The sequence below is a fragment of the Streptomyces sp. NBC_00178 genome (assembly GCF_036206005.1).
In the GTDB taxonomy this organism is placed as follows: Bacteria; Actinomycetota; Actinomycetes; order Streptomycetales; family Streptomycetaceae; genus Streptomyces.
Genome location: NZ_CP108143.1, coordinates 6,688,287 through 6,707,045, shown reverse-complemented (window position 1 = coordinate 6,707,045; position 18,759 = coordinate 6,688,287). Strand labels below are relative to the sequence as shown.

At 73.8% G+C, this 18,759-nt stretch carries 16 protein-coding genes and 1 tRNA gene; 13 read left to right on the top strand and 4 right to left on the bottom strand.

Features of this window, described 5'->3' with window-relative positions:
- The first annotated feature begins 150 nt into the window (after positions 1-150).
- The 7 genes from OHT61_RS29365 (at position 151) to OHT61_RS29335 (ending at position 8,411) form a co-directional block, all read left to right on the top strand.
- Positions 151-807 carry a TetR/AcrR family transcriptional regulator gene (locus OHT61_RS29365; RefSeq protein ID WP_329042337.1) on the top strand — a complete coding sequence of 219 codons (657 nt, stop codon included), beginning with the start codon at positions 151-153 and terminating at the stop codon, positions 805-807.
- Positions 798-2,465 (top strand): acyl-CoA dehydrogenase family protein, encoded by a 1,668-nt coding sequence (locus tag OHT61_RS29360; RefSeq protein ID WP_329042336.1) that lies wholly within the window; start codon positions 798-800, stop codon positions 2,463-2,465. Before OHT61_RS29365 ends, OHT61_RS29360 begins: the two co-directional genes overlap by 10 nt.
- A 295-nt stretch (positions 2,466-2,760) precedes the next feature.
- The gene (locus tag OHT61_RS29355) at positions 2,761-3,300 is read left to right on the top strand and encodes an ArsR/SmtB family transcription factor (protein WP_329042335.1); all 540 of its coding nucleotides are present in this window, start codon (positions 2,761-2,763) and stop codon (positions 3,298-3,300) included.
- A gap of 17 nt (positions 3,301-3,317) precedes the next feature.
- Entirely contained in the window at positions 3,318-4,589 is a 1,272-nt protein-coding gene (locus OHT61_RS29350) for an MFS transporter (protein ID WP_329043429.1), read from the top strand.
- Positions 4,590-4,732: 143 nt separating this feature from the next.
- Positions 4,733-5,440, top strand: coding sequence for a GntR family transcriptional regulator (locus OHT61_RS29345; RefSeq protein WP_329042334.1), 708 nt, complete (start codon positions 4,733-4,735; stop codon positions 5,438-5,440).
- Positions 5,441-5,599: 159 nt separating this feature from the next.
- A complete protein-coding gene (locus tag OHT61_RS29340; RefSeq protein WP_329042333.1) occupies positions 5,600-6,898 on the top strand; it encodes an amidohydrolase family protein in 1,299 nt (432 codons plus the stop codon).
- A gap of 178 nt (positions 6,899-7,076) precedes the next feature.
- Positions 7,077-8,411, top strand: a complete 1,335-nt coding sequence (locus OHT61_RS29335) for an amidohydrolase family protein (RefSeq protein WP_329042332.1) — start codon at positions 7,077-7,079, stop codon at positions 8,409-8,411.
- A 68-nt stretch (positions 8,412-8,479) separates the two neighbouring features.
- Here OHT61_RS29335 and OHT61_RS29330 read toward each other — a convergent pair whose 3' ends face one another.
- Positions 8,480-10,492, bottom strand: coding sequence for a hypothetical protein (locus tag OHT61_RS29330; RefSeq protein WP_329042331.1), 2,013 nt, complete (start codon positions 10,490-10,492; stop codon positions 8,480-8,482).
- A 227-nt stretch (positions 10,493-10,719) separates the two neighbouring features.
- Here OHT61_RS29330 and OHT61_RS29325 point away from each other — a divergent pair, with 227 nt between their 5' ends.
- Positions 10,720-11,901 (top strand): acyl-CoA dehydrogenase family protein, encoded by a 1,182-nt coding sequence (locus OHT61_RS29325; protein WP_329042330.1) that lies wholly within the window; start codon positions 10,720-10,722, stop codon positions 11,899-11,901.
- 121 nt (positions 11,902-12,022) lie between these two features.
- On the opposite strand, the gene OHT61_RS29320 is transcribed toward OHT61_RS29325, so the two are convergent.
- The gene (locus OHT61_RS29320; protein ID WP_327111959.1) at positions 12,023-12,265 is read right to left on the bottom strand and encodes a DUF6411 family protein; all 243 of its coding nucleotides are present in this window, start codon (positions 12,263-12,265) and stop codon (positions 12,023-12,025) included.
- A gap of 246 nt (positions 12,266-12,511) precedes the next feature.
- On the opposite strand from OHT61_RS29320, the gene OHT61_RS29315 reads away from it, so the two are divergent.
- The 4 genes from OHT61_RS29315 to OHT61_RS29300 all read left to right on the top strand — a co-directional run bounded on the left by OHT61_RS29315 (position 12,512) and on the right by OHT61_RS29300 (position 16,251).
- Positions 12,512-12,712, top strand: a complete 201-nt coding sequence (locus tag OHT61_RS29315; RefSeq protein ID WP_329042329.1) for a hypothetical protein — start codon at positions 12,512-12,514, stop codon at positions 12,710-12,712.
- 390 nt (positions 12,713-13,102) lie between these two features.
- Positions 13,103-14,740 carry a phytoene desaturase family protein gene (locus OHT61_RS29310; protein ID WP_329042327.1) on the top strand — a complete coding sequence of 546 codons (1,638 nt, stop codon included), beginning with the start codon at positions 13,103-13,105 and terminating at the stop codon, positions 14,738-14,740.
- Positions 14,741-14,974: 234 nt separating this feature from the next.
- Entirely contained in the window at positions 14,975-15,880 is a 906-nt protein-coding gene (locus OHT61_RS29305) for an SDR family oxidoreductase (protein ID WP_329042325.1), read from the top strand.
- 296 nt (positions 15,881-16,176) lie between these two features.
- A tRNA-Trp gene (locus OHT61_RS29300) sits at positions 16,177-16,251 on the top strand.
- A gap of 131 nt (positions 16,252-16,382) precedes the next feature.
- Here OHT61_RS29300 and OHT61_RS29295 read toward each other — a convergent pair.
- Positions 16,383-17,828, bottom strand: coding sequence for a dihydrolipoyl dehydrogenase family protein (locus OHT61_RS29295; protein ID WP_329042323.1), 1,446 nt, complete (start codon positions 17,826-17,828; stop codon positions 16,383-16,385).
- 115 nt (positions 17,829-17,943) lie between these two features.
- Between OHT61_RS29295 and trxA the strand changes: the two genes are divergently transcribed.
- Entirely contained in the window at positions 17,944-18,327 is a 384-nt protein-coding gene (trxA, locus tag OHT61_RS29290; RefSeq protein WP_329042322.1) for a thioredoxin, read from the top strand.
- Positions 18,328-18,452: 125 nt separating this feature from the next.
- Here the strand turns inward: trxA and OHT61_RS29285 are convergent, their stop codons facing one another.
- Positions 18,453-18,752: a hypothetical protein gene (locus OHT61_RS29285; protein ID WP_329042321.1), complete on the bottom strand. Its 300-nt coding sequence runs from the start codon at positions 18,750-18,752 to the stop codon at positions 18,453-18,455.
- Positions 18,753-18,759: the final 7 nt, after the last annotated feature.

Below are 18,759 nucleotides of genomic sequence, written 5' to 3'. Positions count from 1 at the left end.
AGGGACCCGGGGCGGGGCCCGATCGTGCCGGCCGTGGGGGCCGTCCCCCGCCGACCGTGGGGGCAGTCCCCCGCCGGCCGTGGGGACCGTCCCTGCCGGCTCTGGTGGTGACCCTTGCCGGCAAGCTGTGAATGCTGGTTCACTTCTTGTATGGCCTACCGCAAGACCCCGGCCGAGCTCCATCGCCTGGAAGCCGCCCGCGACCGGCTCGTCGCCCGTGCCACCGATGTCGTGGCCGAGGTCGGCTGGGCGCAGGCGTCCGTGACCGCGGTCGCCTGCGCGGCGGGAATCGCCGCCGGCTCGGTGTACCAGCACTTCCCGTCGAAGGCGGCGCTGGCCGTCGAGGTGTTCCGGCGTGCGGCCCGGCGCGAGGTGGAGGTCCTGGGCGCGGTCCTGGGCGGCGAGGGCACCCCGGTCGAACGCCTCACGGCGGGTGTCCAGGTCTTCGCCCGTCGCGCCCTGGAGAACCGCGGGCTGGCCTACGCCCTGCTCGCGGCCCCCGCGGAGCCGGCCGTCGGCGCCGAGCGTCTGGAGTTCCGCCGCCGGTACCGCACGCTCTTCGCCGAGGTGATCGCGGACGGCACGGCCCAGGGCCTGCTGCCGCCCCAGAACGCCGACGTGACCGCGGCGGCGCTCACCGGTGCGATCGGTGAAGTGCTGGTGGTGCCGCTCGGCGCTCCGGAGGGCGACGACGGCACGGAGCTGCTCTGCGACCTCACCGCGATGGCCCTGCGCTGCGCGGGAGCCCCGCACGTTCCCGGCCCGCACCCACCCGCCCCCAGCCCCGGAGGACCCCCATGTCCGTGACCGACGTCCCGTACAGCCGCCCCTCGGGGGCCACGCACGAGGTGACCAACCAGCCGCCACCCCTGACGGGCCATGACGTCGCCGACGACCCCGTACTGCTCGACGGTGTACGCCGCGAGGGCGCGGAGTGGTGTCTGGACGATCTGCACCGGCTGGGGCTTCGAGCCGGGAGCGAGGAGGTGCAGCGCTGGGCGGACGAGGCCAATCGCCACGAGCCCGTGCTGCGGACCCACGACCGTTACGGCCACCGGGTCGACGAGGTGGACTTCCATCCCGCCTACCACTCCCTGATGGAGGTGGCCGTCGGGGAAGGGCTCGGCGGCGCTCCCTGGGCGGACGCCCGGCCCGGGGCACATGTGGCGCGTGCGGCCGGGTTCATGGTGTGGAGCAGTGCCGAAGCGGGCCACGGCTGCCCCGTCTCCATGACCTACGCGGCGGTCCCGGCGCTGCGCCACGCCCCCGGTCTCGCGGAACTGTACGAGCCGTTGCTGACCAGCCGTGTGTACGACGCGGGCCTGCGCGCCCCGGCGGGCAAGCGCGGACTGCTCGCCGGAATGGGCATGACCGAGAAGCAGGGCGGCACCGACGTACGCGCGAACACGACCTCCGCGACGGAACGGCCCGACGGCACCTGGCGGCTGCGCGGCCACAAGTGGTTCACCAGCGCGCCGATGAACGACCTGTTCCTGGTGCTCGCACAGGCACCGGCCGGGCTGTCGTGCTTCCTGGTGCCGCGCGTCCTGCCGGACGGGAGCCGCAACACGTTCCGCATCCAACGGCTGAAGGACAAGCTCGGCAACCGCTCCAACGCCAGCAGCGAGCCGGAGTTCGACGACACCGTGGCCTGGCTCGTCGGGGACGAGGGCAGGGGGGTGCGCACCATCATCGACATGGTCACCATGACCCGTCTCGACTGCGTGCTGGGGTCGGCGGCGGGCACGCGTGCCGCACTGGCCCAGGCCGCTCATCACGCCCGGCACCGGACGGTGTCCGGCGCGAAGCTCGTCGACCAGCCGCTCATGCGCAACGTCCTCGCCGATCTCGGGCTGGAGTCCGAGGCGGCGACCACTCTGGCCCTGCGCCTGGCCGGGGCGACGGACCGGGCTCAGCGCGGCGATGCCGGGGAGCGCGCCTTCCTCCGACTCGCCACGGCGATCGGCAAGTACTGGGTGTGCAAGCGCCAGCCGGCGGCCGTCGCGGAGGCCCTCGAATGCCTCGGCGGCAACGGTTACGACGAGGCGTCAGGCATGCCCCGCCTCTACCGCGAGGCCCCGCTGAACGGCATCTGGGAGGGCTCGGGCAACGTCAACGCCCTGGACATGCTGCGCGCTCTCGCGCGTGAGCCCGAGTCCCTCCACGCCTTCGGTGCGGAGATCGAGGCGGCCGCCGGAGCCGACGCGCGGCTCGACACGGCCTGGCGCGAACTGCGGGGCGAGTTCGTCCTCACCGAGGACGCCCCGCTGCGCGCCCGCCGCGTGATCGAGCGCGCGGCCCTCGTGCTGCAGGGGTCCCTGCTGGTGCGTCACGCGCCGCACGCCGTCGCCGACGCCTTCTGCGCGTCGCGGCTGGCGGGCGATCGCGGCCTCGCCTTCGGCACCCTGCCGCCCGGCGCCGACTTCACGGCACTGCTCGGACGGCTCCCCGTCCGGCCCGTGTGATCAAGACGGGCCGTGGCGTCGCACGATCCGCATCGGCCGCCACGGCCTCCGGGGGACCTCGGTGTGCGCGATCTCCACGCGCACCCGCGGCCCAGCAGCGGACGTCTGCGCGCACGGACGCGCCGCGCTGACTCCCGAGTCGTCGTCAAGGCCCCTGACGGGCCGGCGGAAACGACGCGTTCCTACGGTCCCCGCCGTCCGCGCCGAGTGGGGGCTCTCCCGTGCCGTGCAGCCGATTCCGGACGGCCCGCGAAACCCCTTGCGCAATGGTCAAGAAACGTTGACCATTACTCACATGCCAACGGACGACCTTCCCGAGACGTTTCACGTCACCACGGACGAGCAACTGCGCGCCGTCTCCAGCCTCACGCGCCACCGGATCATGGCCGTGATCCGCTTCGAACCCGCGACGATCACGCAGATCGCCGAGAGGGTGGGGCTCGCCAAGGGCAGTTCCAGCTACCACGTGCGACTGCTGGAGCGGGCCGGTCTGGTGAAGGTGGTGCGGACGAGGAAGGTCCGCGGCGTCACCGAGCGGTACTACGCCATGGCCGCCCGGACGATCACGCTGCCGGATCCGGGCGAGGGAGGGCCGGACATGCTGATGCGGCACGCGGTCGCGGACCTGGAGGCGGCGCCCACGGACGCCGAGCGGCATGTGCGGATGGCGCACCTGCGGCTCACCGACGAGCAGTTCGCCCGGCTGGGAGAGCGGCTGGAGGCACTCGCGGACGAGTTCTGGGCGCTCTCCGATCCGTCACTGCCGGACGCGTCGCTCGTCTTCGCGCTGTTCCGTCCGGCTCGGCTGGACCGGACCGAGGGGGAGGCGAAGTGAGAGGGACAGCCGGGAAGTTGCCGACCGGGTTCGGACGGCTGTGGACCGCGCAGACGGTGTCGTCGCTCGGGGACGGGGTGACCCAGGCGGCGTTACCCCTCATCGCGTTGACTCTGACGCGGGATCCCATGGCGCTCGCCGTCGTCACGGCGGCGGGCACGTTGCCGTGGCTGCTCTTCGGGGTGCTCGGCGGAGCGCTGGTGGACCGCTGGGACCGTCGGCGCACGATGTGGGTGGCCGACGCGGCACGTGCGGCGCTGCTCGCGGTACCGGCGATGGCCGCCGCGCTCGACGCGCTGAGCATTCCGCTGCTCGCGGCCGTCGCCTTCCTGCTCGGTCTCGGCGGGCTCTTCTTCGACACGGCCGCCACGGCGTATCTGCCGGATCTGCTCCGCCGCGACCCCGCGCTCCTGGAGCGCGCCAACTCCCGTCTGCGCGGGGCCCAGACCGCCATGTCCGGTTTTGTGGGACCGCCCGCGGGCAGTGCGCTGCTCGCGCTCGGGCGGGCGGTTCCCCTGCTGGCCGACGCGGTGTCGTTCCTGCTCTCCGCGCTGCTCGTCCGCGCGCTGCCGGCGACGCCCCGCCCCGTACCGGAGGCCCGCGAGTCGCTGCTCCGGCAGGCGCGGGCCGGTGCCTCGTACGTCTTCCGGGACCGGGTGCTGCTCGGGCTCGCGCTCCGCCCGGCGGTCGGGAACATCGCCTTCATCGCCGTGGAGACCGTCCTCGCCCTGTTCGCCCACGAACGTCTCGGCATCGACACCTACGGCTTCGGGCTGCTCCTCACGGCGGAGGCCACCGGCGGTCTGCTCGGCGCGGGCGTCGCCTCCCACCTCGGCCGCCGGCTCGGCACCGGTACCGCGCTGACCTGCACGGCAGCCCTGGAAGGCCTCGCCGTCCTGGGCCTCGCCGCCGCCCCGGACCCGTACGTCGCGGGCCTGGCGCTCGCCGTCTGCGGGGCCGGCATGGGCGCCACGATGGTGCTCGCACCCTCCCTCCGGCAGGCGATCGTCCCGGCCCGCCTGATGGGCAGGGTCGCCTCGACGTCCCGCATGCTGGCCATGTGCGCCGCCCCGGTCGGTGCGTTCCTCGGCGGCTGGCTGGCCACCGCGTACGACATCCGGACCCCGCTCTACGCCGCCGCCGGTCTGCTCCTGGCGATGACGGCCGTCACGGCGTCCATGACCAGCAACCGCCGGGTCGAAGCGGCGCTGCGGGCCGCCGCCCCGGCCGACGGTCCGGACAGCCCGGTGTCCGAGGCGGGCGCCGCCGCCCCGGCCCCGGGGCCGTGACCCGGGGCGCCGGACGATCCCGCCCGGAGAGGCGCGGCACTCCCCCACCGCGACCGGCCGCACCTGGGGCCGGCAGACCGCCGACCTCACGGACGTATCCTCACCGGAGCGCGAAGGACCGTGGAAGGAAGAGGTCGAAGACCGTGGCGGACAGCAGCAGGACCGGCCCGGCGGCCCCGGACGGCGGAACACGTACCCCCTCCCCGGGGACCTCCGCCTCCCTCGGCGCACAGGCACGCGAGGCCGTCCTGCAGCGCATCGTCGACCGGCGCTACGCGCAGGGCTCGCGTCTCGTCGAACGGGAGGTCGCCGAGGAGCTGAGCATGTCCCGTGTGCCCGTCCGGGAGGCGCTCCGCGCCCTGGTCGCCGAAGGCCTCCTGGAACTGCTGCCGCACAGCGGTGTGCGCGTCCGGCGCCTGGCGCTCGCCGACGTGGAGCATCTCTACGAGGTGTGGGAGCCCCTCGCGGTCCAGGCGTCACGCCTGGCCGCCCGGGCCGTGGCGGCCGGAGACGGCGCGCGGCTCGTCGCGCTGGAGGCCACCCTCCGTCAGGCCGAGTCGGCTGCCGCGGCGGACGAGGGCCCGCGCGAAGTGGCCGCTCACACCGCGTTCCACGAAGGCGTGGTCGCGATGGCGGGCAACCCGCTGCTCGCCCGCACGATGGAGCAGCTGAGCTGGCAGCTGCGCCTGCTGTTCGGTCTGCGCGAGGAGCCCGGGCACATGCGGGCCCAGCACGCGGAGATGTACCGGCACATCTCCGCCGGCGATCCGGAGGCCGCTGCCGCGAGCACACTCCTGCACGTGCGTGACAGCAGGGCCGTGGCCCTGCGGACCATGTTCGGCGCGTCCTGACGTTTTTGTATACCAAGAGCACTTCGGACACCGAAGCCGAAGAGAGCAACCGCACGGAAAGCGCAGATTTACGCACCACACGGGCATCACCCTTGCCCACTCTTCGCACGCTGGTATACAAACTGGGGACCATCGACCCACTCCCCCCAAGGAGCTCCTGTGTGCGTCGAAGCCACACCCCCGCCCCCCAGCAGGCTGACCCGCCGCGGAGTGCTCGCCGGAGCCGCCGCCCTCGCGGGCACCGTGGCCGCGGCCCGCTCGGCGGCCGCCGCGGACGGCGGGACGGCGTCGGCGGCGTCCGGCCGGCACCCCTCCCCCACCGCGTCACGGAGCGGAAGCCTCGTCATCGACGGCGGCACGCTCCTCGACCCGGCCACAGGTGACGTCACCGAGAACGCCGTCGTCGTCATCGAGGACGGGACCGTACGGGCCGTGGGCCGCCGGGGCGACGTCACCGTGCCCCGGAACGCCGAGACCCTGGACGCGCACGGCCGCTGGGTCCTGCCGGGTCTCGTGGACGCGCACATCCACCTCAGCACCGCGGCGGAGGCCCGCGACGCCGTCCGCCAGGGCGCGACGAGCGCGCGCAGCGGCTCGACCACCTTCTTCCAGGACATCGCCGTCCGGGAACTCGCCCGCCACAGCCCTGATCTCGCGCCCAGGCTGACGGCAGCGGGCGTGTTCGTCACGCCCGACCTCGGCGAGACCGTCCTCGCCGACCCCGACCTGACCACGCTCGCGCGGCTCAAGGACGGCGTACGCTCCGCCGAGGCGCTGCGCCGCGTCGTGCGGGTGAACCTCGCCCGTGGCGCCGATGTGATCAAGACGCGGGTCAACGAGCGAGCCGGACTGCCCGAGCAGGACCCGCTCGCCCAGGTGTACTCGCATGAGCAGCTCTCCGAGATCGTCGCCGCGGCCCGCCGGGGCGGCAAGGGGGTCCTCTGCCACAGCTACAGCGAGCAGGGCTGCCACGACGCCGTCACGGCCGGCGTCCGCTCCCTCGAACACGGGGCGTTCGTCGGCGAGCGGACCCTCCACGAGATGCGCCGCAGGGGCACGTACTTCACGCCGACGCTCACGGCCATCGCCGGCCTGGCGGAGTCCGCGGACCCGGTCCTCGCCGAACGAGGGCGCACCTACCTCCCCGTGCTGGAGCGAGCCGTCCTCGCCGCACACGGCATGGGCGTCCCCCTGGCCGCGGGCACCGACTCGTCGGGAGGCACCGTCCGCCCCATCGGGCGGGAGGTCGAACTCATGCGGGCGGCGGGACTGCCCGCGCTCGACGCGATCCGTACGGCCACGACCGGCGCCGCCCGGCTCCTCGGCCTGGAGCGCACGGTGGGCCGCCTCGCACGCGGCTTCACCGGCGACGCGATCATCCTGGACGGCGACCCGCTGGCCGATGTCGCTCTGCTCAAGAAGCCCGCGCGAGTGGTCCGGGCCGGCATCCCCCTCTGAACCCTCAGGCGGCGGGACCACCCGCCGCCGTCACGGGCCGGCGGCTCCGACCGTCACAACGCCCCGTACGCGCCCGGGGCGACCGGCACCGCAACTGTCCGACCGTCCTGCCGGTCCCGTCTGCGTCGGCCTGCGCATCACCGTCCTGTATCCGCCTCCCCACCCAGCAGGAGCTTCCATGCAGCCGAAGCCGTCGTCCGCCAGTACCTTCTCGCGCCGGTCGATGCTGGCGGGCGCCGCCGCCCTGGCCGGTACCGCCGCCACGTCCGCCCCCGCACACGCGGCCGAGACGCACACCGGCGCCGCTGCGGCGGCCGGGTCCAGCGGCGGCCACTCCAGGCCCACGGTCTTCCGCGATGTGCGCCCGTACGGGGCGGAAGCCACCGACCTCGTGGTCGTGGGCGGCAAGGTCTCACGCGGCCCGGCTCCGCGCGGCGCGCGGGTCGTCGACGGGGGCGGCCGGATCGCGCTGCCGTCCCTCGTGGACGCGCACATCCACCCCGACAAGACGACGTGGGGCGGATCGTGGGTGTCGCGGCGTCCGGCGAGCGGCATCGCCGACTACGTGGCCCAGGACGTGGAGCTGTTCCACAGTCAGCGCCGCCCCGTCGATGAGCGCGCCTACGGTCTGATGGCGCACGCCGTGACCCGCGGCACGCGCGCGATGCGGGCCCACGTGGACGTGGCCCCGGCCTACGGCCTGGCCGGGGTCGAAGGAGTGGCCACGGCCCGTGACCGCCTGCGGCACGCGCTGGACGTCCAGATCGTGGCGTTCCCGCAGCACGGCGTGATCCGTACCCCCGGCACGGCGGAGCTTCTCGAGGAGGCCGCCCGATCCGGAGCCGTGGACATGATCGGAGGCATCGACCCGATCGGCTTCGACCAGGCGCTGGACGAGCAGTTGGACCTGGTCTTCGAAGTCGCGGACCGGCACGGCATCGGCGTGGACATCCATCTGCACGACCGCGGGGAGAAGGGGCTCGCCGCCATGCGCGGCATCATCGAACGCACCCGGGCGCTGTCCCTCACCGGGAAGGTCACCGTCAGCCACGTCTTCTGCCTGCCCGGCCTGTCGGACACCGAACTCGGTGCGGTCGCCGCGGATCTGGGCGAGCTGGACATCGCCCTCACCACGGTGGCACCGTCCGAGTCCCTGGTGCTGCCGGTCGCCCGGCTGCGCGAGCACGGTGTGCGGGTGGGGCTGGGATCCGACGGGGTGCGCGACTCCTGGAGCCCCTTCGGCGACGCCGACATGCTGCACCGCGCCCATCTGCTCGGATGGGTGACGGACGTGCGGCTGGACGAGGAACTGACGGACTGCCACCGCGTCGCCGCCGACGGTGGTGCGGACGTCATGGGCCTGGCTCACGCGGATCTCCGGCCCGGTTCACCGGCCGACTTCGTCCTGGTGGAGGGCGAGTGCCTGCCGCAGGTCGTGGTGGACATGCCCCGGCGGGACATGGTCGTGCACGGCGGGATCGTGGTGGCGAGGGACGGGAAGTTCCTGGCCTGATCGGCCGTCGCGGAACCGGCCGGCACGCCCTTGCGCAGCGGTCACGAGGAGGGGAACGGGGGCGCCCTTCAGCGCACCGCCGGCATCGTCGCTCCGTCCCGCAGCCTCGCGCTCGCCCGGAACGTCGCGTCGCGCGGGGCGGGGACGGCCAGGGTCGGGCCCTTGGAGGCCCCTCGCACCGAACCCGTCACCTGGAGGCCGGTCGCCGCCCGGCTGCCGGCGGCCAGCACGTACCAGGCTCCCGTCGGCGACCTCCAGTGGGTGGCGGCGACGACGTGCTGGCCGAAACGGCTGCACAGGGCGGTGTTCCGCCGGTCGGCGACGAGTTCGGCCGGGGCCGTGGCCGACGTCGCCGGTGGGACGAACTGCACGAGGACCCGCCCCTGCCCCCGCCAGGTGTCGGCCCTGGTGCACACCCAGCCCGCGCTCGCGCGGGTGCCGGGAAGCGACTGCTCGGCGAACTGCCAGTGGTTGACCGCCCGCACCCCCGAGCCTCGGAGGCCCTGGAGCGAGCACGCGGTACGCGCCCAGCCGACCAGTGCGTCGCCACCCGTCGCCTCGCGCGGCTGCCTGGCCGGGGCGCCCGATCCGGGCTTCGGTGTGTGGGTCAGGTGTGCGGGCGAGAGGTCGCCGAGGTCCGTCACGAGGAAGGCGTGCTTCTCCACGATCTTCTCCGACGACCGCAGCTGCATCACCGGCCAGGAGGTGCACGAGCCGCCGCCCGCCGGACCGGACACCGCCGCCGTGACCCCGTCCGCGTCCACGGCCAGCGGCCGCGCGGGACTGTCGGGGGCGAGGAGGTCGCGCGTCGCCGACTCCGCGATCCACGGCGCCAGCAGATACCGCGCGGCGCCGCCCGAACGGCTGACGACGACCGCCGCGGCCGTGGTCACGTCGGCGTCGTCGACCCTCGCGAAGTCGAGCTCGGGGGCCCCGTCCCGGGACAGGGGCTCGGCGTAACGGACGACGCGTACGCCCGCGTCGTGGAACAGCACCACGGTCTCGCCGCCCAGTTCACCCGCGAAGAGCAGCCGCGGGGACTGCGCCGGGGGTACGTCCGGGGTGCCCGGGGCCCGGGTCACCGCGGTGCCGGCGGGAGGCCGGGCCCAGGTGCCGAGGGCGCGCCCGAGCAGGGCCTCGTCGTCGGTGCGGCCACCGCGCGGCGCCCACGCGCTGAAGTCGACGCGCGAGGTGTCGGCCCACTGGCCGGCGGGCGTCCGCGCCAGGGCGACGGGGTCCAGCGCGCCGACGGCCGGCACCGGTCGCGGGGCGGCGGCGGGCGCCTCGGAACGGCCGGTCCCCATGGCCGCGTCCACGGCCATGCCTCCCGCCACGGCGAACAGGACGACCGCCGCGACCCCCGCTCGTCTCCGGTTCCGGCGCCGCAGCAGGTCACTCGGCCGGGTCTGCACCGTGCAGGGGTCGAACTCCGGCGAACGGAGCAGGGTCCGGACCCGGTCGTGGTCGCCTCCCGCGATCTCGCGTGCCACCCGCACGGCCTCGGCGGGACCGGCGACTCCGGCCTCGCCGAGCAGTGCGCGCGTCTCGTCGTCGGACAGGCACTCGAGGAGCAGCAGCCCCAGGGCCGCGCGGGAGGGCCCGGTCACCTCGGCCACCGCCCGGTCCAGGGTGAACTCCTCGATCCCGCCCGCCCGGGGGAAGAGCCGGAGGCCGCGTACCACCGGCATCGAGGGCCGGAGCGTCGCGGGCGCGGGTACGCGCGCGGGCCACCATCGGGGGCGCGAGTCGAAGGCCAGTGCGGAACGTACGACCCGGAGGCGGACCCCGGCGTACGCGGGCGACTGCGGAGCACCGCCGTCGCCGACGGAGCCGGCGGTGCGCGGGGCGGGGACGGCCCCCGCTCGCTGTCCGGGCGTCGTGGACGCACCCCCGTACAGCGCGCGTTGCACCACGGCGTGCGCGGCGAGCACCCTGCGGTGCCTGCCGAGGCGGGGCGGCAGTGTGAGGTAGGCCAGACGCACGAGGCGCGGGTAGTGCTCGACGAGTGCGGCCTCTGCCTCCTTCACGTCGAGACGCGCACCGTTGCCGAGGATGCGGAGCGGCGAGGTATGGAGCGGCATGGGTGGGTGCCTTCCGAGCCGTGGGCGGAAACCGTCACTGGGGCAAACGAGCCAATCGTGTGACGGTCACACCAGCCCGGTCGTGACCTCTTCCGTGGCGCGGCGGGGCGCGCGGGGGCCGGGGCCGTTCGACGCGGCGGCCCGGACGGTATTCCTTGTGGATCAGCGGGTAGGCGGTCGCTCTGGAAAGAGCGGGATCAGAACATGTGGTGAGAAGGGCGGACCCGATGGCCGGCGGCATGCTGGAAGAGGACCTGTACCGTTTCGAGGCGCTGCTGGACGAGCGTGAGCGCAAGACGCTCCATCGCGTGCGGGAGTTCCTGCGCGAGGAGGTGGCCCCGCACGCGGACACCTGGTGGGGCAAGGCCTCGTTCCCCCACCATCTGATCCCGCGCTTCGGGGAGCTGGGCATCGCGGGTCTGGCGTACGAGGAGTGCGGCACCACCACCGCGAGCAGTCTGCTCAGCGGCTTCATCGCGATGGAGATGGCCCGGGTCGACGCCTCGACGGCCACGTTCTACGGGGTGCACGCGGGGCTGGCCATGGGCAGCATCGCCCGGTGCGGCTCCGAGGAGCAGCGCCGTCGCTGGCTGCCCGCCATGGGCCGGATGGAGCAGATCGGGGCGTTCGCGCTGACCGAGCCCCAGGGCGGGTCGGATGTCGCGGCGGGCCTGCGGACCACCGCACGGCGCGAGGGTGACACCTGGGTGCTGAACGGGGAGAAGCGGTGGATCGGCAACGCCACGTTCGCCGATCTCATCGTCGTCTGGGCCAGGGAGGAAGGCGGGGAGGGGCGTGTGCTCGGCTTCGTGGTCGACCGTGCGACCCCGGGGTTCTCGGCCCGTCTCATCGAGAACAAGATCGCCCTGCGCACGGTCGAGAACGCGGACATCGTCCTGGAGGACTGCCGTGTGCCGGAGGAGAACAGGCTCCAGGAGGCTCACGGCTTCCGGGACACCGCGGACGTGCTGCGGCACACCAGGAGCGGTGTGGCCTGGGAGGCGGTGGGCGTGATGCTGGCGGCGTACCGCATCGCCCTGGACTACACCCGCGAGCGCGAACAGTTCGGCGGTCCCGTCGCCCGCTTCCAGCTGGTCCAGGATCTCCTGGTCCGCATGCTCAGCGATGCCACGTCCTGTCTCGGCATGGTCGTGAGGCTGGCCCAGCTGGAGGACGAGGGCACCTTCCGCGACGAACACTCGGCCATGGCCAAGGCGCACTGCACCACGAGGATGCGTGAGGTCGTCGGATGGGGCCGTGAACTGCTCGCGGGCAACGGCATCGTGCTCGACTACGGCATCGGCCGCTTCGTCGCGGACGCGGAGGCGCTCTACTCCTACGAGGGGACGCGGGAGATCAACACCCTCATCACCGGCCGCGCGATCACCGGCCTCGGCGCCTTCGTCTGAGGCTGCGCCCACCCGGCCCGTCCCGGGTGGGCAGCGGAGGAGCCCCGGTGCCCCGGGACCGTCATCGCGGTCCTGGGGCACCGGGGCTCTTCGCTGCGGGGGACATCCGGCTCCCGGGCGGTCAGAAGGGCATGCGTCCACGGGCGCGGCGGCCGGCCGATCCGCTGTGGCCGACAGCCTTGGAACTGCTGCGGAAGGGCTTGCTGAAGATCCGGCCCAGCACACCTGGGGCCTTGCCGCCCGCGCGCGACCCGAGTCCCAGAGTGCGCTGTGTACCGCGTTCCGGGTGACGGGACAACCGCGGGACGAAGAAGGCCAGGACGGCCAGGACGACGCATACGGCAACGATGCCTACTACCACCATGACGAACTCCTCACATCGACGTCGGACCTGCCGTGTGCCCGGCGCCGTGCCCTGTATGCCGGCGACGGCCTCCGGTCACGGCCCGCCTCCGGTCACCGCTCGAGCCGGGCTGTAGGCCTCTCTGGTGACGATTCATCAGGTCCAGCCGAATGGCGTAGAGAAGCCGGAACCGTGGAGCGCCGCAGGCCGTTCTTCATGCCAATACACAGCCGCCGAGCCACGGCGACGACGACGGAGGAGACACAAGTGAAGAAGACGGTCGGGTGGGCCCAGGACGGCGACGACTGGACGATCACCGTGAACGGGACCCTGTACCGGGCCATCGAGCGCCCGGAGGGCGGTCGGGTGCACAACTACCTCGTGCGCGGGAACGACCTGGATGCCGAGTTCACCAGCCTGGGGCGCGGTCTCAGAGCGATCCGGGCCCACGAGTCCAGCGCGAACTGAGGCACCCTCCGCACCGACGGGCACCAGGGCACCGCGACCACGCCGGTGCCCTACGCCCCAGCGGCTCTCCGCCCGCCGCGAGGGTCACGTCGCCGACACCCTGCGACCGGCGTGCCGGGGGAGGGACTCGTCGTGACGGCAGCCCGCCGTGACGCGCCCGCGCGCGGCGCCCCGCCTCGACGACACTCCGCGCTACGGCGACCGGGTGGCAGTCGCGGCCCGTTCCCGAACTGCCGGAGCCGGTACCCGGGGACGACCCGCCGGTCCGGTACACCGTACGGAGGAACCGGCGCCGGGCCGCTGCTCGCCGCCCGGCGTCCCGCGCGCCCTCCGCCCTGCCCGCGTGCCCGGCGGGGGTGCGACGACGCAGAGACGCAGAGGGAGGCCGCGGTGCCGGACGCAGTGGTGATCGGGGCGGGGCCCAACGGCCTGGTCGCCGCGAATCTGCTCGCGGACGCGGGCTGGAGCGTGGAGGTGCTGGAGGCGCAGCCGGAGCCGGGCGGGGCGGTCCGCAGTGACCGCGGGGTGCATCCCGACTACGTGAGCGACGTGTGCAGTTCCTTCTATCCTCTGGCCGCGGCCTCCCCGGTCCTGGCGGATCTGGAGCTCCACCGGGAAGGGCTCCGGTGGGCTCACGCACCCCGTGTGCTCGCCCACCCGATGCGGGACGGCCGGTGCGCGGTCCTGGAGCGCAGGCGCGCGGACACCGCCGCCGGGCTGGACGCGCTGGAACCGGGCGACGGGGACTCCTGGCTCGGTCTGCACGACGTGTGGACCCGCCTCGGGCCGGACATCGTCGAAGCGCTGTTCACGCCGTTCCCGCCCGTCAGGTCCGTGGCCCGGCTCGCGGTGCGGCTGCGGGCGGCGGGAGGACTACGGCTTGCCAGGTCGCTGGTCCTGCCCGTACGGCGGCTGGGTGACGAGGAGTTCAGCGGCGAGGCCGGCAAGCTGCTCCTGGCGGGCAACGCCCTGCATGCCGATCTGGCACCGGAGGCGGCGGGCAGCGGCGGCTTCGGCTGGCTCATGTCGATGCTGGGACAGAGCTACGGCTTTCCCGTACCGGTCGGTGGCGCGAGTGCGCTCACGCGGGCCCTGGTCGGCCGGCTGGAGCGGCGTGGCGGGGCGGTGCGCTGCGGGGAGCGGGTGACGCGGGTGCTGGTGCGTCAGGGCAGGGCCGTGGGGGTCCGGACCGCCGGGGGCGAGGAGGTGCCGGCGTCCCGGGCGGTGATCGCCGACGTGTCGGCTCCGGCCCTGTACGAAGAGCTGGTCGAGTCCCGGCACCTGCCCGCCCGGCTGTCGGCCGACCTGCGGCGCTTCCAGTGGGACTTCGCCACGTTCAAGGTCGACTGGGCCCTGGACGGGCCCGTGCCCTGGACCGCGCACGAGGCGTCGGGTGCGGGGACGGTGCATCTGGCCGACGGCGTGAACGGCCTCACGAGGTTCGCCGCGCAGATCAGCATGGGGCAGGTCCCGGACCGCCCCTTCCTCCTGTTCGGCCAGATGACCACCGCCGACCCGACCCGCTCGCCCGCGGGCACGGAGTCGGCCTGGGCGTACACCCACGTGCCGCACCGGGTCGGCGGGGACGCCGGGGACGACGGGCTGACCGGCCGCTGGGACCGGCGCGAGCGGGAGGCCATGGGCGATCGCGTCGAGGCCGAGGTGGAACGGTGGGCTCCGGGGTTCCGCTCGCGGATCGTGGCCCGGCGGCTGCTCGCGCCACCGGCTCTGCAGGACCTCGACGCCAACCTGCGCGGAGGCGCGATCAACGGCGGTACGACGTCGATGCACCAGCAGTTGGTGTTCCGGCCCACGCCGGGCACGGGCAGGCCGGAGACCCCGGTCAAGGGCCTCTACCTCGCGTCGGCCTCCGCTCACCCCGGTGGTGGTGTGCACGGGGCGCCGGGGGCGAACGCCGCCCACGCCGCGCTGCGTGCCGGATTCCCCCGCGACCTGATCGGCCGTACACAGCGAGCGCTCGGCCGCAGGGGCGGAAGGGGCGCCCCGGACGACGGCATCGGCGCCTGAGCACGGGCGCCCTCGGGGGCCGCGTCCCATGCTTCCGGCGCACCGGACGCCGTCCCTTGCTCCGCACGCGACGATCCGGACGTCTCTCCCGCGTCCTCGCGCGGATGCACCTTGAGCGCCCTATGTCCAGAATGGGCTGTGCTGCAGATGCGGGCCCTCGGGTCGTCGGCCTTCGGGACCGCTCACCCGGCGGTGCGGAGCACCCCTGCGGCCTTACCCGTCCAGGAGGCCCATGTGACCGGCACAGCTCGTCCTCTGCACGACCGCGTCGCCGTCGTCACCGGTGCGGCGAGGGGCCTGGGCGCGGGAATGGCACGGGAACTGGCCCGGCGAGGCGCCCGGGTGGCCCTGCTCGGCCGGGAGGAAGCCACCCTGGCCGAGGTACGGGACACGATCCCCGGAGCCAGGTGCTGGGAGGTGGACGTCACCGACGACGCCCGGATGAGCCAGGTCGCCGACGAGGTCAGGGACCGCATGGGGCACGCGTCGGTCGTCGTGGCGAACGCCGGTCTGGCGGAGGGCGGCCCCTTCGGCGAGTCCGATCCGGCGACCTGGCGGCGTGTGATCGAGGTGAACCTGACCGGCAGCGCGATCAGCGCCCGGGCGTTCCTGCCCCACCTGAGGACCACCGGGGGCTACTACCTGCAGGTCGCCTCCCTCGCCTCCATCGGCGCGGCGCCCATGATGAGCGCCTACTGCGCCTCCAAGGCGGGCGTGGAGTCGTTCGCCCACTCGCTGAGGGCCGAGCTGGCCCATGAGGGCGTCGGCGTGGGCATCGCCTATCTCAACTGGACGGACACCGACATGATCCGCGGTGCGGACGAGCACCCCGTACTGCGGGAGCTGCGCGCGCACATGCCCCGGCCCGCCCGCAAGGTCTACCCGGTGGAATACGTGGCCGAGCGCCTCGTGCACGCCGTCGAACACCGCCGCGCCGCCGTGTACGCGCCCGCGTGGCTGCGCGCGACACAGCTCGTGCGCGCCGCCATGCCGCCGGTCGTCACCGCACTGTCCAGGCGCGAGATCCCCCGGTTGCAGCGGGAGACCTCCTTCGAGGGGACGGGTCTCCTCGGTGCGGGCGGCCTGGCGGACGCCCAGGGCCGGTCACCGCGGTGGCAGCGCCCCGCCCCACGCCGCTGACCTGTGACGGCCGTCCAGACGGGGATCGTCGATACGGGGGGCGACGGAGAGCGCGACGGCCGGTGAGGGAAGGCGCGGCCGCTTCGGCATCCAGTGGCGACGTGGCGAGGACGCCGCCCCGAAGAACCCGGGGCATGCGCGCGCGTGCCGCCCGGCGCCTCCGCCGGGAGGAGGGGGCCCTCGGCGCACAGGGGACGGCGCCGGCCGGGGGACGGATCGCGCGCCGCCACCTCTCTGCGGCAGGGGTGGTGACGGATGGTCAGCGGAACACCGGACGGCTACGGTGTCGGGTGGACGGTGCCGTAGCGCAGAGGTCGACGCGCGCGGTCTCCAAAACCGCGAGGACGCCGGTTCGAATCCGGCCGGCTCCGTCCGTGGCGTTCCGGACCCCCGGTGGTCTCCGGGTCCGGAGACCACCGGGGCGCGACGACGGACGCCGAGGGGCGTACGGTCCCCGTCCACGTGCCGGACCGCGCTCTCCGTCGCCCGCCTCCGGCGGCTCCTACCCCCTGAACGTCTCCAGCAGCCTGAGCCAGATCTCGCTGATCGTCGGGTAGGCCGGGACCGCGTGCCACAGGCGTTCGATGGGGACCTCGCCCGCGACGGCGACCGTCGCGGAGTGCAGCAGCTCACCGATGCCGGGTCCTACGAAGGTCGTGCCCAGCAGGATTCCGCGGTCCAGGTCGACGACCATCCTGGCCCGGCCCGTGTAGCCGGCGGCGTACAGGCCCGATCCGGCGACGGACGCGAGGTCGTAGTCGACGGCGCGGACCCGGTGGCCCGCCGCCTCCGCCTCGGCGAGGGTGAGCCCGACCGACGCCGCCTCCGGGTCGGTGAACACGACCTGGGGCACGGCCGAGTGATCCGCCGTGGCCGCGTGGGCTCCCCAGCGGTCGGTCTCCAGCAGGGGTGTCTCCTGCGCGCGGGCGGCGATCGCGGCTCCGGCGATGCGCGCCTGGTACTTGCCCTGGTGGGTGAGCAGGGCGCGGTGGTTGACGTCGCCGACGGCGTAGAGCCAGTCGCTGCCCCTCACCCGGCAGCTGTCGTCGACCGTGAGCCAGGAGCCGGGCTCGATCCCCACCGAGCCGGTGCCCAGGTCGTCGGTGCGCGGGGCGCGGCCGGTGGCGAAGAGGATCTCGTCGGTCTCCAGGCTCTCCCCGCTGTCGAGCGCGACGGTGACGGGACCGTCGTGGCCCGCCCGCCGCACCTCGGTGGCCGACACCCCCGTCATGATCCGGACACCGGCCTCGGCCAGGGAGGCGGCGACGAGTTCACCCGCGAAGGGTTCCATCTTCGGCAGCAGCCGTTCGCCGCGGATCAGCATCGTGACCTGGGCGCCGAGCCCCTGCCAGACGGTGGCCATCTCCACGCCGACCACGCCTCCGCCCACGACGACGAGCCGGCCGGGCACCTCCTTCGCGCTGGTCGCCTCGCGGCTGGTCCACGGCCGGACGTCCTCGACACCGGGGAGGTCGGGGACGACGGCCCGGCTGCCCGTGCAGACGGCCACGGCGTGCCGCGCGGTGAGGTGCCGGACCGACCCGTCGGGGGCGGTGACGGAGACCTGGCGGGTCCCGGTCAGCCGGCCCGTGCCGCGGTAGACGTCCGCGCCGACGGATTCCAGCCATGCGAGCTGGCCGTCGTCCTTCCAGTGCGCGGCCGTCTCGTCGCGGTGCGCGAGGACGGCGTCCGCGTCGAGCGGGCCCTGAACCGCTGCGCTCAGGCCGGGCACCCTGCGCGCGTCGGCGCGTGCCACGATCGGTCGCAGCAGGGCCTTGCTGGGCATGCAGGCCCAGTACGAGCACTCCCCGCCGATCAGCTCGGCCTCGATCACGGCGGTACTGAGCCCGGCGGCCCGGGTGCGGTCCGCCACGTTCTCCCCCACGGGACCCGCCCCGATGACCACGACGTCGTATTCGGTGCTCTTCTCAACATCATCTTCAGTCATGGGAACAGTGTGGTGGCGGGTGTGCGCCGGAGCCACATGGGCAGGCGGAATAGCTCAGGCGACGTCACCGTTGAGCCGGACAGGTCCGAACGGTCCCAGGAAGAGGTAACAGAGTATGAGCACCGTAGAGCTCACCAAGGAAAACTTCGATCAGGTCGTGAACGACAACGAATTCCTGCTGATCGACTTCTGGGCTTCCTGGTGTGGTCCGTGTCGGCAGTTCGCGCCGGTCTACGACTCGGCGTCCGAGCGCCACCCCGACCTGGTGTTCGCCAAGGTCGACACGGAGGCGCAGCAGGAGCTGGCGGCGGCCTTCGAGATCCGTTCCATCCCCACGCTGATGATCGTCCGCGACAACGTCGCGGTCTTCTCCCAGCCCGGCGCCCTTCCCGAGGCGGCCCTGGAGGACGTCATCGGACAGGCGCGCAACCTCGACATGGACGAGGTGCGCAAGTCCGTGGAGGAGCAGAAGCAGGAGCAGCAGCAGGAGCAGAAGTAGTCCCTGCGCTCGTGCGGCAGACGTGATGAGGGCCCGGCCGGGCGGCCGGGCCTTTGTCATGGGCGGCCGCGGCCCGCAGCGCGCGCGACGAGGAGCGGCGGCCGGGGGCCCTCGGTGCGGCGCCGCTATCCGGCCCGGTCGTCCCCGCCCGTGACCCCGGTGCCGCGTGTCCGGTTCGCGATCCTGGCGGTGAGCCCGTAGTCGAGTTCCGAACCGTCGACCAGCAGGGCCTCGACGGTGTGGGTCGCCGGGTTGATGTCCGCCGCCATGCCTTCCCCTTCGTAGCGCGGGTATCCGGACTCCCCGGTGTCGCCCGTGGCGTCGACGACCGCGGAGCGGATGGCGGTGTCCGGATCCGGTGCGCGGACGGCGGATCCCTGCGGTTCCGGGAACAGCAGGATCTCGTAGCTCTGCGGGTGGCTCATGCGCATG